This window comes from Nocardia sp. CY15 (assembly GCF_009829295.1).
Classification (GTDB): Bacteria; Actinomycetota; Actinomycetes; order Mycobacteriales; family Mycobacteriaceae; genus Nocardia; species Nocardia sputi.
This window is the reverse complement of sequence record NZ_VUOT01000010.1, coordinates 162975-180936: the sequence shown is the minus strand read 5'-3', so window position 1 is coordinate 180936 and position 17962 is coordinate 162975. Positions and strand designations below refer to the sequence as shown.

16 protein-coding genes are annotated in these 17962 nt (G+C 66.6%); 8 read left to right on the top strand and 8 right to left on the bottom strand.

What is annotated here, in order from left to right:
• The first annotated feature begins 1232 nt into the window (after positions 1-1232).
• Both GVY39_RS15140 and GVY39_RS34370 read left to right on the top strand, forming a co-directional pair.
• Positions 1233-1598 carry an HPF/RaiA family ribosome-associated protein gene (locus tag GVY39_RS15140; protein WP_159924495.1) on the top strand — a complete coding sequence of 122 codons (366 nt, stop codon included), beginning with the start codon at positions 1233-1235 and terminating at the stop codon, positions 1596-1598.
• 394 nt (positions 1599-1992) lie between these two features.
• On the top strand, positions 1993-2451 hold the full coding sequence (locus tag GVY39_RS34370) for a sortase domain-bontaining protein (RefSeq protein ID WP_201295222.1): 459 nt from the start codon (positions 1993-1995) through the stop codon (positions 2449-2451).
• 76 nt (positions 2452-2527) lie between these two features.
• On the opposite strand, the gene GVY39_RS15130 is transcribed toward GVY39_RS34370, so the two are convergent.
• The 3 genes from GVY39_RS15130 to GVY39_RS15120 all read right to left on the bottom strand — a co-directional run bounded on the left by GVY39_RS15130 (position 2528) and on the right by GVY39_RS15120 (position 3918).
• Complete coding sequence (locus GVY39_RS15130; RefSeq protein ID WP_159924497.1) at positions 2528-2719, bottom strand: DUF3072 domain-containing protein; 192 nt, start codon at positions 2717-2719, stop codon at positions 2528-2530.
• A gap of 85 nt (positions 2720-2804) precedes the next feature.
• On the bottom strand, positions 2805-3113 hold the full coding sequence (locus tag GVY39_RS15125; protein ID WP_159924499.1) for a helix-turn-helix transcriptional regulator: 309 nt from the start codon (positions 3111-3113) through the stop codon (positions 2805-2807).
• Between the two features lie 70 nt (positions 3114-3183).
• Positions 3184-3918, bottom strand: a complete 735-nt coding sequence (locus tag GVY39_RS15120) for a TVP38/TMEM64 family protein (protein ID WP_159924501.1) — start codon at positions 3916-3918, stop codon at positions 3184-3186.
• Between the two features lie 163 nt (positions 3919-4081).
• On the opposite strand from GVY39_RS15120, the gene GVY39_RS15115 reads away from it, so the two are divergent.
• The 4 genes from GVY39_RS15115 (at position 4082) to GVY39_RS15100 (ending at position 9052) form a co-directional block, all read left to right on the top strand.
• Entirely contained in the window at positions 4082-4891 is an 810-nt protein-coding gene (locus tag GVY39_RS15115; protein ID WP_159924503.1) for an alpha/beta fold hydrolase, read from the top strand.
• Positions 4888-6156, top strand: coding sequence for a PP2C family protein-serine/threonine phosphatase (locus tag GVY39_RS15110; RefSeq protein WP_159924505.1), 1269 nt, complete (start codon positions 4888-4890; stop codon positions 6154-6156). Before GVY39_RS15115 ends, GVY39_RS15110 begins: the two co-directional genes overlap by 4 nt.
• Positions 6157-6683: 527 nt before the next feature.
• Entirely contained in the window at positions 6684-8306 is a 1623-nt protein-coding gene (locus GVY39_RS15105; RefSeq protein WP_236565456.1) for an MFS transporter, read from the top strand.
• A gap of 170 nt (positions 8307-8476) precedes the next feature.
• Positions 8477-9052 carry a hypothetical protein gene (locus GVY39_RS15100; protein WP_159924507.1) on the top strand — a complete coding sequence of 192 codons (576 nt, stop codon included), beginning with the start codon at positions 8477-8479 and terminating at the stop codon, positions 9050-9052.
• A gap of 38 nt (positions 9053-9090) precedes the next feature.
• Here GVY39_RS15100 and GVY39_RS15095 read toward each other — a convergent pair whose 3' ends face one another.
• From GVY39_RS15095 to GVY39_RS15085, 3 genes are all read right to left on the bottom strand, one after another.
• Entirely contained in the window at positions 9091-9513 is a 423-nt protein-coding gene (locus GVY39_RS15095) for a PPOX class F420-dependent oxidoreductase (RefSeq protein ID WP_159924509.1), read from the bottom strand.
• 118 nt (positions 9514-9631) lie between these two features.
• Positions 9632-10087 (bottom strand): hypothetical protein, encoded by a 456-nt coding sequence (locus GVY39_RS15090; protein ID WP_159924511.1) that lies wholly within the window; start codon positions 10085-10087, stop codon positions 9632-9634.
• A gap of 191 nt (positions 10088-10278) precedes the next feature.
• On the bottom strand, positions 10279-11331 hold the full coding sequence (locus tag GVY39_RS15085) for an alpha/beta fold hydrolase (RefSeq protein ID WP_159924513.1): 1053 nt from the start codon (positions 11329-11331) through the stop codon (positions 10279-10281).
• A 289-nt stretch (positions 11332-11620) separates the two neighbouring features.
• Between GVY39_RS15085 and GVY39_RS15080 the strand changes: the two genes are divergently transcribed.
• Both GVY39_RS15080 and GVY39_RS15075 read left to right on the top strand, forming a co-directional pair.
• On the top strand, positions 11621-12079 hold the full coding sequence (locus GVY39_RS15080; RefSeq protein ID WP_223520195.1) for a DUF2752 domain-containing protein: 459 nt from the start codon (positions 11621-11623) through the stop codon (positions 12077-12079).
• A 27-nt stretch (positions 12080-12106) separates the two neighbouring features.
• Positions 12107-12292 (top strand): hypothetical protein, encoded by a 186-nt coding sequence (locus GVY39_RS15075; protein WP_159924803.1) that lies wholly within the window; start codon positions 12107-12109, stop codon positions 12290-12292.
• Here the strand turns inward: GVY39_RS15075 and GVY39_RS15070 are convergent, their stop codons facing one another.
• Both GVY39_RS15070 and GVY39_RS15065 read right to left on the bottom strand, forming a co-directional pair.
• Entirely contained in the window at positions 12293-13639 is a 1347-nt protein-coding gene (locus tag GVY39_RS15070) for a M1 family metallopeptidase (RefSeq protein WP_159924515.1), read from the bottom strand.
• Positions 13639-17550 carry a Pls/PosA family non-ribosomal peptide synthetase gene (locus GVY39_RS15065; protein ID WP_159924517.1) on the bottom strand — a complete coding sequence of 1304 codons (3912 nt, stop codon included), beginning with the start codon at positions 17548-17550 and terminating at the stop codon, positions 13639-13641. Before GVY39_RS15065 ends, GVY39_RS15070 begins: the two co-directional genes overlap by 1 nt.
• Positions 17551-17962 lie beyond the last annotated feature (412 nt).

Genomic DNA, 17962 nt, shown 5'->3' with positions numbered 1-17962 from the left:
GACCTCGATTTCTATGTCCACTTCGCCACGCGTGGCGAAGTGCCGGGGCCGGATCGGACACAAATCCTGCTGCGTGGGAAGCACGAGGTTTGGACTATCTCGAGGACAGGGCACGGGACCTCATGCTGCGGGGCTACGGACTCGCGGAGCTTTCGTTCCATGTGGACGAGGGCGCGTGGCGCTGCTCCGGTATCAACGTGCAGGCGCCCCGTTTGAGCTGGGGTGACGTGTCCACTGTGCGGGTGCCCCTGTGGAACGACCACGGCGAGTTTGCACCTCGGGTGAAATGCAACGAATTAGCTGCCAACCATCACCAGTTCGGGCTATGCATCGAAACCGGACAACGACGCGGTGACCACGAACATTCACAGGTGCCGGGTCACCGAATCCGGTTATGAGGGTCTTCGTTGTCGACGACGCTGACCCTTACGAATATGCCGACGTGGGTGCGGAATACCCTGCCGAGCACAGCGTGGGCGATGTGTGGTCCATCGTACGGTTCCCTGCTCGATGGTCGGCGCGAGGTTCGCGCGAGGCCCTGCCGCAACAACAGTGGCGAAATTCGCGCGCACAAAAACCCCACTCCACCAACTGATGTCGCGATACACGACCGACTGCTGCCCGGATTCACGATCGAAACCAGGTGCCGGTAAGAATCGCGTCATCCTACACATGAGCCGTAACTGCTTGGTAGCTCTGGTGGTGGCGGTATAGTTTGCCGCGTGATGAGGGGCTTGACAAGGACGAGTTGCTCGATCGGTGGACGCTTGTCGGTGAGAAGTATCTCGGCGCGGCGGTCGGCGCCGATGCGGATCTCGGCGGCCGCGCAGGTAGTCGATGATCGTTTCACAACACGAGCGGGTCGAGGGCGTCGCTGTCGGGGGTGAGCGGTGCGGGTCGACTCCTACCGCACGTCGCTGAGGGCATGCGTCGCGCTGCACGAGAAACGGCACGTCGGCTGCCGTATCCACGACACGAGCGTTGATGCACGACCCTGCGGAGGAGTCCGGTCCGCGCGCGCAGCCGACGCGGGTCGGTCGGACCTCCTTGAAAGCACAGGAGTCAGGTCATTTGTCAACAGTGGGGCACCCAGACCGCTCAGTCCGATGATCATCGGGGATTACGGTGAATAACGGGGTATAGACGATGCGAGCTTCGGCGGCGGAGTCGATGACGAACATCATCCGGTTCCGTCCGAGTAACAGTTGCCACCTACCGGAATGGATGCGCACATGCAGATTCAGGTCAACACCGACAGCAACATCGACAGCGGCGAAAAGCTGATCCGGCACGTCGAGGAGGAGATCGCCTCGACGCTCGAGCGCTTCAGCGACCAGATCATAAGCGTGGAAGCCCACCTCAGTGACCAGAACGCGGGCAAAGGCGGACCGGACGACAAGCGATGCGTGCTGCAGGCTCGTCCAACCGGTCAGCAGCCGGTCGCGGTGACCCACAACGCCGCGACGATCGATGACGCCTGCCGGGGCGCGGCCGAGAGCATGGCGCATCTGCTCGCCAGCCGGTTCGGCCGGTTGCACGAGACAAAAGGTGGCGACTCCATCAGGCGCCCGCACAAGAACCACCCGCACACGAACTGAGTCGGCAGCACCCGGTTGTTCGGTATTCGGGTGGCCCATCGATCTGTTGCCTCGGTTCAGGAATCTGGGTCGAACGTGCCGTCCCGGAGATCTTCGGATAGCGGGAACGCATTGCTGCGTTCCCGCCCCCTCAGTACCGCGCGAGCGCGTTTCCGCGCATACGGCGCGAGCAGGCCGCGAAGGAGTGGTATGTGATTGTTGTCACCACGGTATTTCAGGGGTTTATTCAGTCAGCCGGGATGTTCGATGTGAGGGGTTGTTTCGTGCATCACTGATGCATTATGTGCGTGGAGGTCCGGTCCGGTACGTCGTTGGCTATTGGTGGTAACGGCTGCGGGGACCGTCGCCACACTGGCGATTTGGGGCGGAGTCGCGTCGGCCGCGCAGCCCCCGGTTGGATTGGGGACCGCGACGTCCTTCGCGGTGTTGGCGCACGCTAGGACAACAATCCCGACGAACCGTCGAGGTACCCGTCGATTTCCAGAAGCCAGGGTGGTGCAAGTTTGGGCCATCACCCGGCCAGCCGGGTTCGGCGGTGATCCTGGGTCACGCCGATTCCTTCGACGGTCCGGCTGTGTTCCACCGGCTTCGATCTTTGGAAGCAGGCGCTGAGGTCGAGGTGAGTTCGAGTGACGGACGGACAGCACGTTTCGCCGTCACCAAGGTCGAGACGTACCCGAAGACGGAGTTCCCGGCCCAAGAAGTGTATGGATCGCATGGCCACAGCGCATTGCAGTTGGTCACCTGCGGCGGTGAGTTCGACCACGAGACCCGAAGCTACCGATCCAACATCGTCGCCTACACCTCGCTGACCGAAATCGACCCAGCCGCTGCCGTCGGCGCCCATGAATGACCATTCTGTGGGTTCGAAGAGCTCCGGTTGATGGGTCCGCAAAGGGTCTGTCAGCGAGCTGCCCAGCCGGGGCCGGTCAGGCGCCGCGGCCGGTGCGCTGCTGGAGTTCATCGATCAGCTGCGATGCCTCCGCCTTGGTCAGCCCCTTCGGCACCTCCTCGCCCGCCTCCTGGGCCAGGGTATGCAGATAGGACTCCTGCGGGCCGGTCATCGGCTCGTCGCCGGTGGTCCACTGGTCCGGATCCTTCTCCGGCTTCGGCTGCACCATCACCGCTCCTCCCGTTGGACAGAACAAGTGTTCGATCCGGGCCTACCCGGATCGTGGGATCTTCAATCACAGGTCGAGCCGTTGCCTAGAACACTTCGCCGAGGGTGCGCAGCAGGAGGGCGATCCGGTCCTCGTCCCGGCGGTAGTAGGTCCACTTGCCACGACGTGTGGCGGTCACGAGACCCGCCTGGCGCAGCAGGGTCAGATACTGCGAGGTGGTCGACGGGCTCAAACCGATACGTCGCTGGATGTCGCTGACGCACACACCGATCTCGACATCCTCCGGCTCTTGGCCGGGAAAGCTCATCGGATCTTTCAACCAGACCAAGATCTGGCGTCGCGACGGGTTCGACAACGCCTGAAATACCTGGAGCAATTCCTCCTCGGACAGCACTCCCGCATCCTAGTCATGTTGAAGATTCGCGAAATGTGGATACACAATCGTGGGGTGACGCAAAGCCAATTCATTCGCCGGATTCCGGGCCACGATCCGGCGCCGCTTCGAGCTCTGGGCGTGCACCATGGCCACGCCAGTTCCGGTATCCGCGATGCGCGGCAAAGGCTCCGATGATGGCGGTGACGCACCACACGGCGATCGCGGTGTAGGCGAGAGGCGCCGAAAGCTCACCTATCGACGCGCCGAGCGCGGTATAGACGAATGCGCGTGGTGCGGATCCGATGAACGAGCCGACGATCATCTGCCACAACGGGACTCCGAACGTGCCGAAAACGTATGACGCCAGCGCATCCGAGATGCCGGGGACGAAGCGCTGGCCGACGACGGCCCACAGGCCACGCCGTTCGATCCGTGCGTCGATGCGATCGGCGCGCTCGCTGCCGAGCAACTCGCGCGCACTATCGCGGCCCGCCCGCCGTCCGAGGAGGTTGGTGATGGTCGCGGTGCCCACCGCCGCGCCCAGCGTCACGAACGTCCCGGTCAGCGGCCCGAACAGCAGGCCGCTCGCACCGGCCAGCAACGGGCCCGGGACGAAGATCGCGCCGAGTACAGCCGATGCCGCCACGTAGACCAACGGCGCCGCCGGCCCCGTCGCCGCGATCATGCCGCGCACCTCGGCGAGGTCGATCACCCGTGCGACGGCGACGAGATAGAACATGCCGAACAGGACCACGGCGAACAGCGCCAGCCGCCCGATGTGCCACCGTCGGCTGGTAGGTGAGGAAACCTCGTTGTCGGTCATGGTGAGTGCAATCCTGCCGCACGCCGCCCGCACCCTTGAATCGACGCGGATGCGGTGACCAGCCCCGTACCGGGCCGCGCACTCCGAGTCGCCCTACCGTCCGGGACAGGCAGAACCGGCCGATGGGTGAGCATCCGGACAAATTTTCTGCGAGGGTGTGTATATGGAGGTATTGGCCAGGAATCATGTGACTGTGAGCGGCAAGACCGGCGCGCCGGTGGTCGTACTCGCTCATGGCTTCGGGTGCGACCAGAACATGTGGCGGCTGGTCGTACCGACCCTGGAGCGTGATTTCACCGTCGTGGTGTTCGATCATGTCGGCGCGGGCCGCTCGGATCTGTCGGCGTGGAGCGCGCGGCGATACTCCAGTATGGACGGCTACGTCGAGGATGTGCTCGCGGTTATTCGCGACCTGGCGCTGGGGCCGGTGGTCTTCGTCGGGCATTCGGTGAGTGCGACGATGGGCGTGCTCGCCGCCGCACGCGAGCCCGCGGCGTTCGCCGGACTCGTATTGCTGGCTCCCTCGCCGTGCTTTATCGACGATCCGGCCACCGGGTACCGGGGTGGTTTCAGCGCCGACGACATCGAGGAACTCCTGGAGGCGCTCGATTCGAACTATCTGGGCTGGTCGGGTGCGATGGCGCCCGTCATCATGGGCAACCCGGAACGTCCGGAATTGGCCGAGGAACTCACCAACAGTTTCTGCCGCACCGATCCGGAGATCGCGCGCGTCTTCGCCCGTGTGACGTTCCTGTCGGACAATCGGGCCGACCTCTCCGCGGTGACCGTACCCACCTTGGTTCTGCAGTGCTCCGACGACGCCATCGCCCCGCTCGAGGTCGGCTCCTTCGTGCACGAACAAATCGCAGGCAGCCGACTGGTCACCCTGACGGCGACCGGCCACTGCCCTCAGCTCAGTTCACCGGCGGAGACCGCCGCCGCCATCGCCGCCTTCGCCCGCGAGACCGGATGACCAGCGCGGCGGGCGGCCGAGACTGTGGCAGGAATCGCGGAGACCTCGAAGCCGGACACGATGACGACGCGGCGTTCGCCGCGTTGCTCGAGGACAGCGTCGAGGACCTGTACGAACACGCGCCCTGCGGATACCTGTCCACCACGCTGGACGGCCGCCTCGCCAAAGTGAATGCCACACTGCTCGGCTGGCTGGGCTATCGGCGCGAGGAACTGGTCGGCCGTAAACAGTTCTCCGACCTGCTCACCGCGGGAGGTCGCCTCTACCACGAGACGCATTTCGCTCCCCTGCTTCGGATGCAAGGCGAAGTCCGCGGCATCGCCCTGGAGATGAAGGCCGCCGATGGGCGACGACTACCCGTGCTGGTGACCTCCATCGTCAAGACCGGCAGCCACGGACAGCCGCTGCTGATTCGTACCACCGTCTTCGATGCCCGCGAGCGCCGCGCGTACGAGACCGAACTGCTGCGGGCACGGCGCGAGGCCGAGCAGGAGCGCGAGCGCCTCCAGCGTCTGAACGCCACTTTGCAGACCACACTGCTACCACCTGAACTGCCGCAGGTCCCCGGTCTCGAGGTCGCCGCGTACTACCACATCGCCTCGGCCGACGAGGTCGGCGGCGACTTCTACGATCTGTTCCCCATCTCCACGGACATCTGGGGAATGTTCCTGGGCGATGTCTGCGGCAAAGGCGCTCCCGCCGCTGCCCTCACATCCCTGGCCCGATACACCCTGCGCACGGCCACCGCCTACACCCGCGATCCGGCCGAAGTACTGGACACGCTCAACACCGCGCTCACCGAGCGCTACCACGGACACAACCCTCGGTTCTGCACGATCATCTTCGGACTGATCGAACCCACTCCCGATGGCGGGGGTTGCGAGATCACCTTGGCCAGTGGCGGGCACCCGCCGGCCCTGCTCTTGCATTCCCACGGCGCCGTGGAGGAATTGCATACCCGCGGTGGTCAGCTCATCGGGGCGATCCCGCACGCTCAGATCGTCACCAGGAGCGCACGCCTGGAAGCCGGAGACACCTTGCTCCTCTATACCGACGGACTCACCGAAGCTCGTACGGAGGCCCACGGTGGTCGCTACGGCGACCAAGCCCTCGTCGATTTCGCTCAGGGCCTCGCGCCTGTCACGGCTTCCGGTGGCGTCGCAGCCATCCGAGAACTGCTGCACTCCTTCGGATCCGGAGTGGAGGACGATACCGCCGTTCTCGCAATCCACGCGCTACCCCCTTCGCAGAGCACGACGCGCTGATCCCGCGCTGGGATACCGCGCCGCCGCGAGATCGGGGGCTCCTTGTGGGGCACAAGTAGATCCGCGCGGCCGTGTCACCGAGCCGTCACCTGCTGGAACGCCACTTCGCCGAAATGGGAACGGCCACATGTGTTTAATGAGCCGTCGAATAGTGGCACAATTCATAGCGAACCAATATTCGCGTAACCCGGGCGTAACCATGTTCCGCTCAGGGCGGTGAGGAGGGACGTCAGTCCAGATGGGGAGACGCACACGCGCAATGCCTCCGCGCCCGGATGCCCACCGTCGCCCGGCGCCGCGCTCCGGACGCCGAAGGGGGGAGTTTGTGCGCCCTGCACGGGCCAGGCCGGCCCGGGGCATGAGCTCGTGCAAGACGAGTCGCACCCATCGGCTTCGCGTGCTGCCAGGCCCGTCCGAGCCGAGATCTCGCCGATGTCGAGAAGAGGCGGTGAATATCGACTGATCCCGCCACCCTCACGCAGGGGCATGGACGGACTGGCTAATTCTCGAGTCGAGGTGATCATCAAATGTTAGAAACGCAAACCAAGGTAGTTCGAAGTCTGGTTCCCGCCCGTATGGACCGGCTTCCGTGGACCAGGTTTCACTGGCTCATCGTCGTCGGTCTGGGCGTCTCCTGGATTCTGGACGGGATCGAAATCCAGATCGTCAGCAGCATGGGCGGACCGCTACAGGACGCGGATGCGCTGCATCTGACCTCCGGTCAGGTCGGCGCGATGGCGTCGTGGTACCTGGCCGGTCAAGTCGTCGGCGCACTCGTGTTCGGCCGCCTCACCGACCGGCTCGGCCGCAAGAAACTGTTCATCCTGACCTTGGCCATCTATCTCCTCGGCAGTGGATTGGCCGGGTTCTCGTGGAATGCGTGGTCGCTGTACTTCTTCCGGTTCATCGCGGGTATGGGAATCGGTGGAGAATACACGGCGATCAATTCGGCGATCGACGAGATCATGCCGTCCAAGTATCGCGGCCGGGTCGACATCGCGATCAACGGCACCTATTGGGGCGGCGCGGCTCTGGGAGCGGCGGCCAGCCTGGTCCTGTTCAACGAACGTTTCATCCCGACCGGCTGGGGATGGCGCATCGGTTTCTTCATCGGGCCCGTCCTCGGGCTGATCATCATCTTCCTGCGCAGGCACATCCCGGAGAGCCCGCGCTGGCTGCTCACTCATGGACGGGCCGAGGAAGCCGAGCGGACCGTCGACGAGATCGAAGCGCAGGTTCGGAGTCGAGGAATCGAACTTCCTCCGGTCGACGAGAGCAAAGCCTTGGACGTCGTGGACGCGGGTCGGCTCTCCTATGTGCAGATGGGTCGGATCTTCTTCGGAAAATATCCTTCCCGTTCCTTCCTCGGCTTCACGATGATGGCCACACAGGCGTTTCTGTACAACGCGATCTTCTTTACCGTCGGATTGGTGCTGATCAACTTCTACAATGTGCCGGCCCACCACACGGGTTATTATTTCTTCCCCTTCGCGGTCGGCAATCTTATCGGCCCTCTGGTGCTCGGCCCGCTCTTCGACAGCATCGGCCGCAGAAAGATGATCTGCGCGACCTATGTGGGGTCCGGTTTTCTGCTCTTCATCTCCGCTTGGGCGTTCAACGCGGGTATTCTCGACGCAACCACGCAGACCATCTTCTGGTGTGTCATCTTCTTCTTCGCTTCGGCGGGGGCGTCCTCCGCTTATCTCACGGTCAGCGAGATCTTCCCGCTGGAACTGCGTGGTCAAGCCATCTCGTTCTTCTTCGCCATCTCGCAGGGCGTGGGTGGGGTCATCGCCCCGTTCCTCTTCGGCCACCTGGTGGGCGGCGCCGAGAACCCGAGTCCCGACCGGTTTCCGCTCACGGTCGGTTACCTCATCGGCGCCGGATTCATGATCTTCGGTGGCGTGGTCGCCTGGTTCTTCGGAGTGAACGCCGAAGGCCGGTCCTTGGAGGACATCGCAGATCCACTGTCGATAGCTCAACCATCGAAAACGGCTCTCGGCGTAGCCCCCGACGAGGTGAGCGGCGACAGCGCGCAAGCCCCCGACATGAAGGGCCATCAGGAACCGGCAACGATCGGTAAACCTTCAGAATCCAACGAGCCGATATCTGACGGTTCATCATGTATCGATTCACTGAGCAGGGAATGACGGATATGGTGCAGCCGACTCCGTGGGGGGCACGCAAGAATCAGAACCGGCAGGCAGGCTCACCGCTTCGCGCGACGGGTGGCGGCCGAAAGCGGCGGGTCGACGCGGAGAAACTGCGGGCGCGGGTCCGACCGCTCGTCACTCTGCTCCGAGACAACTCGGGTTATCTGTTGGCCGCGGTGGGCTGCCTCATCACCTTCACCCTGTTGTTCAAGCCGTGGCTGACCACAGGCGGACCCGACGGCACGATCTGGAGCAATGCCTTCGGCCAAACCCATATCAGCACTACGCTCGTGGGTCTTTGGTCGCAGAAGCCGCCCGCCCACTCCAATCTCAGTGGCAAGTGGGCGATTCTCGCCACCATCGCGATCTTCCTCACCGTGCTCGCCGCGTTGGCGAATCTCTGGGCCCGCACCGAAACGCTGGCTCGTTTGACGACGGGTTCCGCGGTGGCGGTGGCGCTTTTCGTCGCTTTCACCCTGGTCTATCTCAACGGAAAGGGGCCGGAACTGCGCTCCATGATCGGGTCCGGCCCTCCCACCGACCTCGGGACGCAGGCCGGCTTCGTGATCCGATGGGCTTCGGGCAACGGGCAATACCCGCTACCAGGGCTGCGAAAGGTCGAGTTCTCGACCGCGAAGCTCACCGGTGACGCGCTGTTGGCAGGCGCGACGGCGATGTTCTCGGCGGTGGCGGCTATCGCGCAATGGGTTCGTAGACTGAAGGCGCGTCGCCGCTCCGGCTGAGGTCGGACTCGGCCGGAGCGATTCGGCGGGAACGCAGCTCAGGAAGCCCAGGGACCGATGCCGCCAACTTTCTCGATCCGAATACGGGTGAGGTAACCGGGCGGGGCGTCCGCGGGCGGAAATGTGACGTTCGGACTGGCCAAGGTCTTGGCGAGTTCTTTCAGCAACTCCGGTGCGCCGCCCTCCACGACGCGCGCGGTGCCGATGATCGACAGATACGGGCGCATCACCTCGCCCCGTTCCGGGGAGAGGATGGTCACCGCGACGCGCGGGTCACGGCGGACGTTGCGGATTTTCTGGTAGACGCCCAAGTGGGCGGTGACGAGCTCGTCGCCGTCCGGTGTCGACTGCAATGCCACCCAGACGACCGATACCTGTGGGCTGCCGTCCGGATTGATCGTGACCAGCGTGGCGTCGGCACCGGGCCCGATGAGTGCGCGAGCCTCGTCGTCGAGTTTCATATGTCGTTCTACGGCTGGCGCCGCGCTTTCATTCCCGCACCGGTTTCCGCTCTCCGCTCGTACGCCGTCCGGCACATGCCCATCGGGCGAAAGCGTCGAGCTACGGCTGCCGTCCCTGCTACGTGACGACGAACACTCCCTTTCCCGGAACGTGTGGCAAGTTGGTCGCGATCAGTACTTCCACCCGGCCGAGGCCGGAGGGGAGGCCGAGCGGCACCCACGCACCGGCGACATTCTCTTTGGTCGGTGTGTCGTCGGCGACCCAGAACGTGGGAAGGGTGCCCAGCACGCCGGTGTCGGAGTTCTGCCACGACACCGTGACCTCTACGCCGCAGGCGCCGCCGGGCCGGTCGGGCGTGAAGACGAACTCCGGACGGATCCAGAGCGTGGGAGTACCGGAGGAGTTGCGGTCGGGGTCGTAGTGGGCCGTGATCATGCCGATACCGGCACCGCCGCCGCCGCAGAGCGTTCGTGCCGCTGGGACGCCACGGGGGAGGGCGGAGGCCGCCGGGGTGGTCACCGCGACTGCGCCGATGGCCAGAGCCAGGACTGCTAGGCCGTGCCGGACTTTCACCGATGCTCCCTTCGCCGGAACCGAACTGTCTGTCTGCTGTGTCGACAGGGACTGGCTGCATGTTAACGGCAGGCGGGTTGATGGAGTGTTATTCGAACTGAAAGCGCTGGAATCTCCCGGTGGCGGCGGCGTTGCGGACCGTTGTCCTGGACCGGGCGCCGTTGACCGGCCCAGGAGAACGGTCTCCGGGGTCAGCCGGCGACTGCGGAGCGCAGGTGGGCGCGCTCGGCGATGGCCGCCAATTCCGCGTTGAAGCGGTCGGCGGCTTCGATATTGCCCAGGTGGCCGGTGGGCCACACGTGGTACGCGGCCAGGTGGCCGGTCTCGGCGAGCGCGTCGGCGATGCGGCGCGACATGCGTTCGGGCAGCAAGCGGTCGTGCGCGCCGGCGATCACCGTGGTGGGCACGGTGAGGGACGCGGCGGCTTCGGCGAGATCCATGTCGGCGAGCGCGGCGGCGTGCCTGCCGCGGGTGAGCGGTCGGCACGACCGCACGATGCCCAGCGCGAATTCCACCTGATCCGCGGTCGCGTGCGGGGTCATCACGCGCGCCTTGAGCAGCGCGCTGGCCGGCCAACCCCCCGGCAACGGGACCGGCGCGGTGAGCAGAGTCTCCGCGACGATCATCGGCATCCGCACGGTGGCCCCGAGCACGGTGATCGGCCGATCCGCCAGGGTGAGCGGCTTGTTCAGCAGCGGAAGCAAGTCGGTGTCGTAGCGGATGTTGCCCGAGGAGCTGTTCAACAGGACGGCGGCGGCGGCCTGCTTACGGACCTGTTCCGGATGGCGAGCGGCCCAGGCCTGAATGGTTATTCCGCCCATGCTGTGGCCGACCAGCACGGCGCGCTGCCCTGGCCGGAGGGTGGCGTCCAGAATGGCCGACAGATCGTCGGCCAGCGATTCTTTGCTGGGGGCGGCCTTGCCGAGCTCACTGGCGCCGTGGCCGCGCTGGTCGTAGCAGACCACGCGGTACCGGTCGGCGAACGCGTTGATCTGCGGGTTCCAGTACTCGATGCTGCAACTCCAGCCGTGGATGAGGACGATGACATCGCCCTCGGCCGGACCGTAGGCGTGTACGCGCAGGCGAGCGCCGTCCTTGGTGGTGACCGGGATAACCGCGTGGCGGGCGGTGGGGGCGTTCAACGACGCCGTCCGGAAGGTGCGGGACCGCAGTCCGGCACGGTAGTCGGCGGTCAGCGCACCGTCGTACGCGTCCGCCAGCGTCCTCATCGACTTCACCAGCATCGAGCACTCCTTTGTGTCCACCGTCACCGTACAGTGCAAGCAGAGTGCTTGCTAGTGCTAGCGCTGTATGACGGGATGTCCTGGCTTGTACCAGGGTGTACCCCGGATTCGGTCGGGCTAAAGATCATTCCTACCCAAAACATCGCCCGCGATGAACCGAGCGTTTCGGGCCGGGCGGGCCGGGGTTCGAGTTGGCCGACCCGTCCGGCAACGTGCTGCGGTTCGCGCAGTCGAAGTAGCGCCGCGCTGCTGTGGCGTCCCCGCTCACCGCCCGGTTACGGTTGAGTTCGTGGACATCGCGCATACTTCCTCCGGCCCCGCGGCGGACCCGGGAACCGAGCCGAGGACCGGGTGGCGCGGGGCGGCTGTTCCCCTGCTCGTGGCGGGCGTCGGAGTGGGTGTCGGCGTGCTGCTGCACCTGCGTGATCCCCACGTCGAAGGCTCCTACGGCACCTGCCCGGTATACGCGCTGACCGGCTGGTACTGCCCGGGTTGCGGGGGGATGCGCGCCGTGCACAATCTCACCGACGGGCAGGTCCTCGACGCCCTGCACAGCAACTTGCTCGCGATTCCGCTGATTCTCGCGTTCGCTGTGTGGGTGACGGACTGGACCGTCCGGGCTTGGCGTGGCCAGAAGATGCGGCTGCCCTCGATCAGCAAGACCACCATGTGGACCTTCTTCGCATTGCTCGCGATCTACACCGTGGTGCGCAATACGCCGTGGGGAACCCTGTTCACACCGGTGTAACAAGCCGGTATGCGGGCACCCCGAGGTATGAACGATTCGCTGAAGACCCGGGTGCGGCAGAAGTTGCTGCGCCAGCTCGTCGAAGATCCGCGGGACACCGAGCACGACGACCCCCGCCAGATCGCCGTGGAAACCGATCTGGACGCGCTGGCCAACGTCTCGGAGGACGATCCGCTCGTCGAAGAACTCGCCACACGTTATCTCGTGTTCTGATCAGGCCGTCGACGCGCCGCCATAGGGCGGTAACTGCGGCAGCCGCTCGGCGAGCAACCAGCTTTCCCACAGGGGACGCAGCGGCACCAGGCTGTAGTGCCCCGCCAGATCGGTGAATTCCTCGGTGGTCACCGACGAGTGGCGGTAGCGAATGGTCCACTCGCGCAGTAAGTCGAAGAACGTCGAGTCGCCCAGTTCCAAGCGCAGGGCGTGCAGGGTGAGCGCGCCCCGTTTGTAGACGCGATCGTCGAACATGCGCTGCGGTCCCGGATCGCCGATGACGATGTCCTGCGGCTCGCGGGAAAGATTGTGCCGTGCCGCGCGGGCCAGCTGATCGGCGGTTGGCCCGCCCGCGGCCTCCGACCAGATCCATTCCGCGTAACAGGCGAAGCCCTCGTGCAGCCAGATGTCACGCCACTGCCGGATGGTCAGGCTGTTGCCGAACCACTGGTGGGCCAGTTCGTGCGCGACCAGCCGTTCGGCGCCGCGGCGGCCGTCGCAGTGGTTGGCTCCGAAGATCGAGATGCCCTGCGCCTCGATCGGAATCTCCAGCTCGTCGTCGGTGACGACCACGGTGTAGTCCTCGAACGGGTACGGGCCGAATTTCTCGCTGAAGACTTCCAGCATCATCGGCTGACGCGCGAAATCGTAGTCGAAAGCGGTGCGCAGTCGCGGCGGGAGGACGGCCTGCATCGGTACCGGGGAGTGCGAGGAGCCGATGCGGTGCTTGCGATAGTGACCGATCTGGACGGTGGCCAAGTAGCTCGACATCGGTTCGGGCTGCTCGTACACCCACGTGGTCTGACTGGACTTGGTCTGCTTGCGCAGCAAAGTCCCGTTCGCCACCGCGTAGTACGGCGAATCGGTGGTGATCGAGATCCGGTAGGTCGCTTTGGAACTCGGGTGGTCGTCGCACGGGAACCAGGACGCGGCGCCGTTGGGCTGGCTGGCCACGAGCGCGCCTTCGGTGAGCTCCTCCCAGCCGACTTCGCCCCACGGCCCGCGCACCGGTCTCGGGGTGCCGCCGTACTGCACCACCAGCGCGAGCACGCCGCCCGCGGGGATCCGCTGTTGCGGCGTGACCACCAGTTTGCCGTGCTGGTGGGCGAATTTCGCGGCCTTGACCCCGTTGACGAACACCTTCGAGACGCTCAGCCCCTGAGCGAGATCGAGGGCGAACCGGGGCCGCGCCTCGGTGGTCACCGCGGTGATCGCGGCGCGCGCGGTGAGCCGGTTGGCGGCCACCCGGTAGGCCAGATCGAGTTCGTATCGGGACACCCGATACCCCCGGTTGCCGTTCTGCGGTAGGTACTCGTCGATGGGGGCTTCGTAGAACTTGCCCGCCATCAGCTCGCCCCGGGGTCGCCCGTGAACCAGGGCGCGATCGGGTTGCCCCACCAGCGCGTCGAGGCGGGCACCGCGTCACCGCGCATGACCAGAGAGGCCGGGCCGACGGTCGCGCCGTCGCCGATCGCGGAGGCGGGCAACGCCACGCAGTGCGGTCCGAGGGTGGCGCCCGCACCGAGGGTGACGGTGTCCATGGCCATGATCCGGTCGTGGAACAGGTGGGTCTGCACCACACAGCCGCGTTCCACGGTCGCGCCGTCGCCGAGAGTCACCAGATCCGCCTCCGGTAGCCAGTAGGACTCGCACCATACCCCGCGGCCGATGCGGGCGCCGAGGCCGCGAAGCCAGAGGTTCAGGACGGGCGTCCCGGTCGCCGCGCGCGCGAACCACGGTGCGGCAACCGTTTCCACGAACGTGTCGGAGACCTCGTTACGCCAGACGAACGAGCTCCACAGCGGATGCTCCTCGCTGCGGATTCGTCCCACCAGCAACCATTTGGCGGCCACCGCGCTCGCTCCGGCGACGGCGCCCGCCGCCAGCAGCACCAGCCCGCTGAGCAGTCCGGCGGTGAGGTGGCCGAAAGTTCGCGCGAGCCAGGCCAGGGTGAACAGCACGCCGAGGCCGATCGCGAAGGTCACCAGGACAGGGAACAAGCGGCAGGTTTCGACGAGGCCCCTGGCGACGCGCAGGCGTAACGGCGGGTCGAAGGTCCGCGCGGTGTCGGCGCTCTCCGCGGCGCGGCGCAGCCGCACCGGCGGGCTGCCCAGCCAGGACGAGCCGGCCTTCGCCTTGGACGGCGCCGCCGACAGCACCGCGACCAGGCCGTTCTTCGGCACCCGGCGGCCGGGCGCGGTCATCCCGGAGTTGCCGAGGAAAGCGCGCTTGCCGACCTTCGCCTCACCGATGCGCAGCCAGCCGCCGCCGAGTTCGTACCCGGCGATCATGGTGTCGTCCGCCAGGAACGCCCCGTCGGCGACGGTGGTGAACTTGGGCAGCAGCAGTACCGTGGACGCCTCGACGCTCTTGCCCACCTTCGCCCCGAGCGAGCGCAGCCACAGCGGCGTGAGCAGGCCGGCGTACAGCGGGAACAGGAAGGTGCGCGCGGAATCCAGCAGCCGCTCGGTGGCCCAGGCCTGCCAGCCGACGCGGCTGCGCACCGGGTGGTAGCCCTCGGTGAGACCGATGCTCAGCAGCCGGACCGCGACGATGGTCGCCGCGGCGTACACGCCCAGGCTGAGCAGGGTCGCGAGGGGCAGGACGGTGAACGCCCGCGCGACGCCGTCGGCGAGCGTGCGGGTGTCGCGAACGAACCACGCGATGAACACGCCACCCGCGCCGATACCGAGAATCGGCATGGCGGCCAAGGCCATCGAGGTGATGCCGAAGACGCCGACCCAGTGCCGGGCTCGGTCGGGCCGGTGCGACGGCCAGCGGTGCTGGGCCTTGCCGACCTTCACCGCAGGCGAACCGGCCCACTCCTGGTCGGCCTTCACCTTGCCCGATACCGCGGAGCCGGGCGCCACCTCGGCGTTCCTGCCGATCTTCGTGCCCGGCAACAAGATCGAGCGCGAGCCGACCACCGCGCCGGGGCCGATGGCGATCGGACCGAGATGCACCACGTCGCCGTCGATCCAGTAACCGGACAGGTCGACCTCCGGTTCCACGCTGCAACCGTCGCCGAGTTCGAGCATGCCGGTCACCGGCGGGAGACTGTGCAGGTCGACGCCCTTGCCGATCTTCGCACCCAGCGCGCGAGCGAACGGCACCATCCACGGCGCACCGGAGAGGTTCTCGGCGCCGCTGGCCGCGGAGAGGCGGACGGCCGCCCACAAGCGCAGGTGCACCGATCCGCCGCGCGGATAACGGCCGGGGCGGATGCCACGCAGCAGCAGGCGCGCGCCTGCCACGCAGATGGCCATGCGGCCGGGTGGGGAGATGAACAGCGCGAACGCGACCAGCGTCCACCACCAGGACAGCTGGGGCAGCCAGGGCAGCGAGCCGGACCAGGCCGCGATGTTGCCGACGATCGCCAGCCAGGTGAGCCACTGCAGCCCGGTGAGGGTGGTGAGGGGGATGGTGGCGAGCACCTGCGCCGCTTGCGCCATCGGTGGCGTCGGTCGCACCGTCCGCTCGGCGACCGCCACCGCGGGCGTGGTCTGCTCCAGCAGGTCGGCGAGCGCGCCGAGGCGGGGATGGTCGTAGACATCGGCGACCGTGATCTGCGGATACCGTTCGCGCAGCGCGGTGACCAGTTGCGCCGCCGCGAGCGAGCCGCCGCCCAGATCGAAGAAGTCCGCGTCGAGATCGCCGACCTCCGCGCCGAGGATGGAATCCCACAGCCCCGCAACCCACTGGGCGGTGCCGGTCAGGTCGTTGTCGTCGTCGTCCTCGGCGGCATTGGGCAGCGGCCAGGGCAGCGCGTCCCGGTCGACCTTGCCGGAGGTGCGGGTGGGCAGCTCGTCGACCACCGCGAGCCTGGGCACCAGCGGCGCCGGGAGTTGTCCGGCGAGGGCGGCTCGCGCGGCCTTGGCATCGAAGTCCGCCCCCGGCCCGGTCACATAGCCGACCAGGAGCTTGTTGCCCGCCTTCGTGGTTCGGATGGCCGCCGCGGCGCCCGTGACGCCCGGGAGGTGCTGGAGAGCGTTGTCTATCTCGCCGAGTTCGATGCGCCGACCGCCCAGCTTGATCTGATCATCGGCGCGGCCGAGGAAGATCAGCCCAGCGCTGTCGTTGCGGACCAGATCGCCGCTGCGGTAGGCGCGCTCCCAGCCGACGGAGTTCAGCGGGGCGTACTTCTCGGCGTCCTTGACCGGGTCGAGGTAGCGCGCGAGACCGACTCCGCCGATCACCAATTCACCGGATTCGCCCTCGGCCACCGGATTGCCCGCTGGATCCACCACGACCAGATCCCAGCCGTTGAGCGGCAGTCCGATCCGGATCGGCCACCGGCCGTCCAAGCGCGCGGCGCACGCGACGACCGTCGCTTCCGTGGGGCCGTAGGTGTTCCATACCTCGCGAGCCGAATCACCGTTGCCCGCAAGGCGTTCGGCGAGTTCCGGTGGCACGGCCTCGCCGCCGAAGATGAGCAGGCGCACCGCCTCCAGCGCCTCGACCGGCCAGGTCGCCGCCAGGGTCGGTACGGTCGAGACCACGCTGATCTCCCGCCGCACCAGCCAGGGACCGAGATCGGCTCCGGTGCGCACCAGATCGCGTGGGGCGGGCACCAGGCAGGCGCCGTTGCGCCAGGCCAGCCACATCTCCTCGCAGGAGGCGTCGAACGCGACCGACAGACCCGCGAGTACCCGGTCACCGGGACCGATCGGAGCGTCGCGGAGGAACAGGTCCGCTTCGGCGTCGACGAAGGCGGCGGCGTTGCGATGAGTGACCGCCACGCCTTTCGGGGTTCCGGTGGAACCGGAGGTGAAGATGATCCAGGCGTCGTCGCCGGGGCCGGGCAGCGTCGACCAGGTCTCCTCGCGCTGTCGCTCCGCCGCGCGGATGCCCGCGGCGGTGGTCTCGATGCCTTGCGCGGTCACGATCGCGGTGACCTGCGCCTCCCCGAAGACCAGTTGGGCGCGCTCGTCCGGGTCGTCGGCGTCGACCGGCACGTAGGCGGCGCCGGAGTACAGGATGGCGAGAATGGTGACGTAGAGCTCGCGGGTGCCCGAGGGCATGCGCACGCCGACCCGGTCGCCCGGCCGCACGCCCGCCGTGGCGAGGCGAGCCATGGTCTTCTCGATCTCGACGACCAGCTCCAGGTAGGACAGCACGACTCGGCCGTCATCGATGGCGGGGGCATCGGGGTGCGCGAGCGCCGTCGCGGTGAGGATGTCGACCAGCGTCCTGGCCGCCGGCGCGTGATCGCCGCGCGACAACGGACGCGCCGGCGCGTCGACCTCTGTCTCGAGCATGGTGCTCTGTGCACCTCCCATCGACCTGCCTCACACTTTCCTGTTGTTGTGTCATAGCTGGGTTACCAAAGGGCAAACGCCATGCTGGCCAGTTGTCCACGGTACCCGGGGTTGTCGTCGTTTGTTGTTCACCGGACGGCGCGCGGGAGCGGCCGGTGCTGCGGGTGTTGTTGCAGGTGAGCCCGCTATTTACGGCTTTCCGCAGGGCAACAGCTGGTCGGCGGGTCAGTCTCGTGCATTCGCCACGAGATCGCTGAACCGAGGGTGTGATTCCGCTCATCGAAGCGGTCGGTTGCCTCCCGCACGGCGGTGCCGAACGTCGAGTCGCGGATCGCGGCACCGGGCGCGGTGGCAGTCGTCTGTCGCCGAGGGGTCCACGATTTCGCGAGGCAGGCGCGGCTCGCGTGTCTTC

What these genes read in the sequence shown, in the direction of transcription:
- GVY39_RS15140 (WP_159924495.1), top strand. Translation starts at nt 1,233, where the DNA reads ATGCAGATTCAGGTCAACACCGACAGCAACATCGACAGCGGCGAAAAG.
- GVY39_RS15130 (WP_159924497.1), bottom strand. Translation starts at nt 2,719, where the DNA reads ATGGTGCAGCCGAAGCCGGAGAAGGATCCGGACCAGTGGACCACCGGC.
- GVY39_RS15120 (WP_159924501.1), bottom strand. Translation starts at nt 3,918, where the DNA reads ATGACCGACAACGAGGTTTCCTCACCTACCAGCCGACGGTGGCACATC.
- GVY39_RS15115 (WP_159924503.1), top strand. Translation starts at nt 4,082, where the DNA reads ATGGAGGTATTGGCCAGGAATCATGTGACTGTGAGCGGCAAGACCGGC.
- GVY39_RS15110 (WP_159924505.1), top strand. Translation starts at nt 4,888, where the DNA reads ATGACCAGCGCGGCGGGCGGCCGAGACTGTGGCAGGAATCGCGGAGAC.
- GVY39_RS15105 (WP_236565456.1), top strand. Translation starts at nt 6,684, where the DNA reads ATGTTAGAAACGCAAACCAAGGTAGTTCGAAGTCTGGTTCCCGCCCGT.
- GVY39_RS15095 (WP_159924509.1), bottom strand. Translation starts at nt 9,513, where the DNA reads ATGAAACTCGACGACGAGGCTCGCGCACTCATCGGGCCCGGTGCCGAC.
- GVY39_RS15085 (WP_159924513.1), bottom strand. Translation starts at nt 11,331, where the DNA reads ATGCTGGTGAAGTCGATGAGGACGCTGGCGGACGCGTACGACGGTGCG.
- GVY39_RS15075 (WP_159924803.1), top strand. Translation starts at nt 12,107, where the DNA reads ATGAACGATTCGCTGAAGACCCGGGTGCGGCAGAAGTTGCTGCGCCAG.
- GVY39_RS15070 (WP_159924515.1), bottom strand. Translation starts at nt 13,639, where the DNA reads ATGGCGGGCAAGTTCTACGAAGCCCCCATCGACGAGTACCTACCGCAG.
- GVY39_RS15065 (WP_159924517.1), bottom strand. Translation starts at nt 17,550, where the DNA reads ATGCTCGAGACAGAGGTCGACGCGCCGGCGCGTCCGTTGTCGCGCGGC.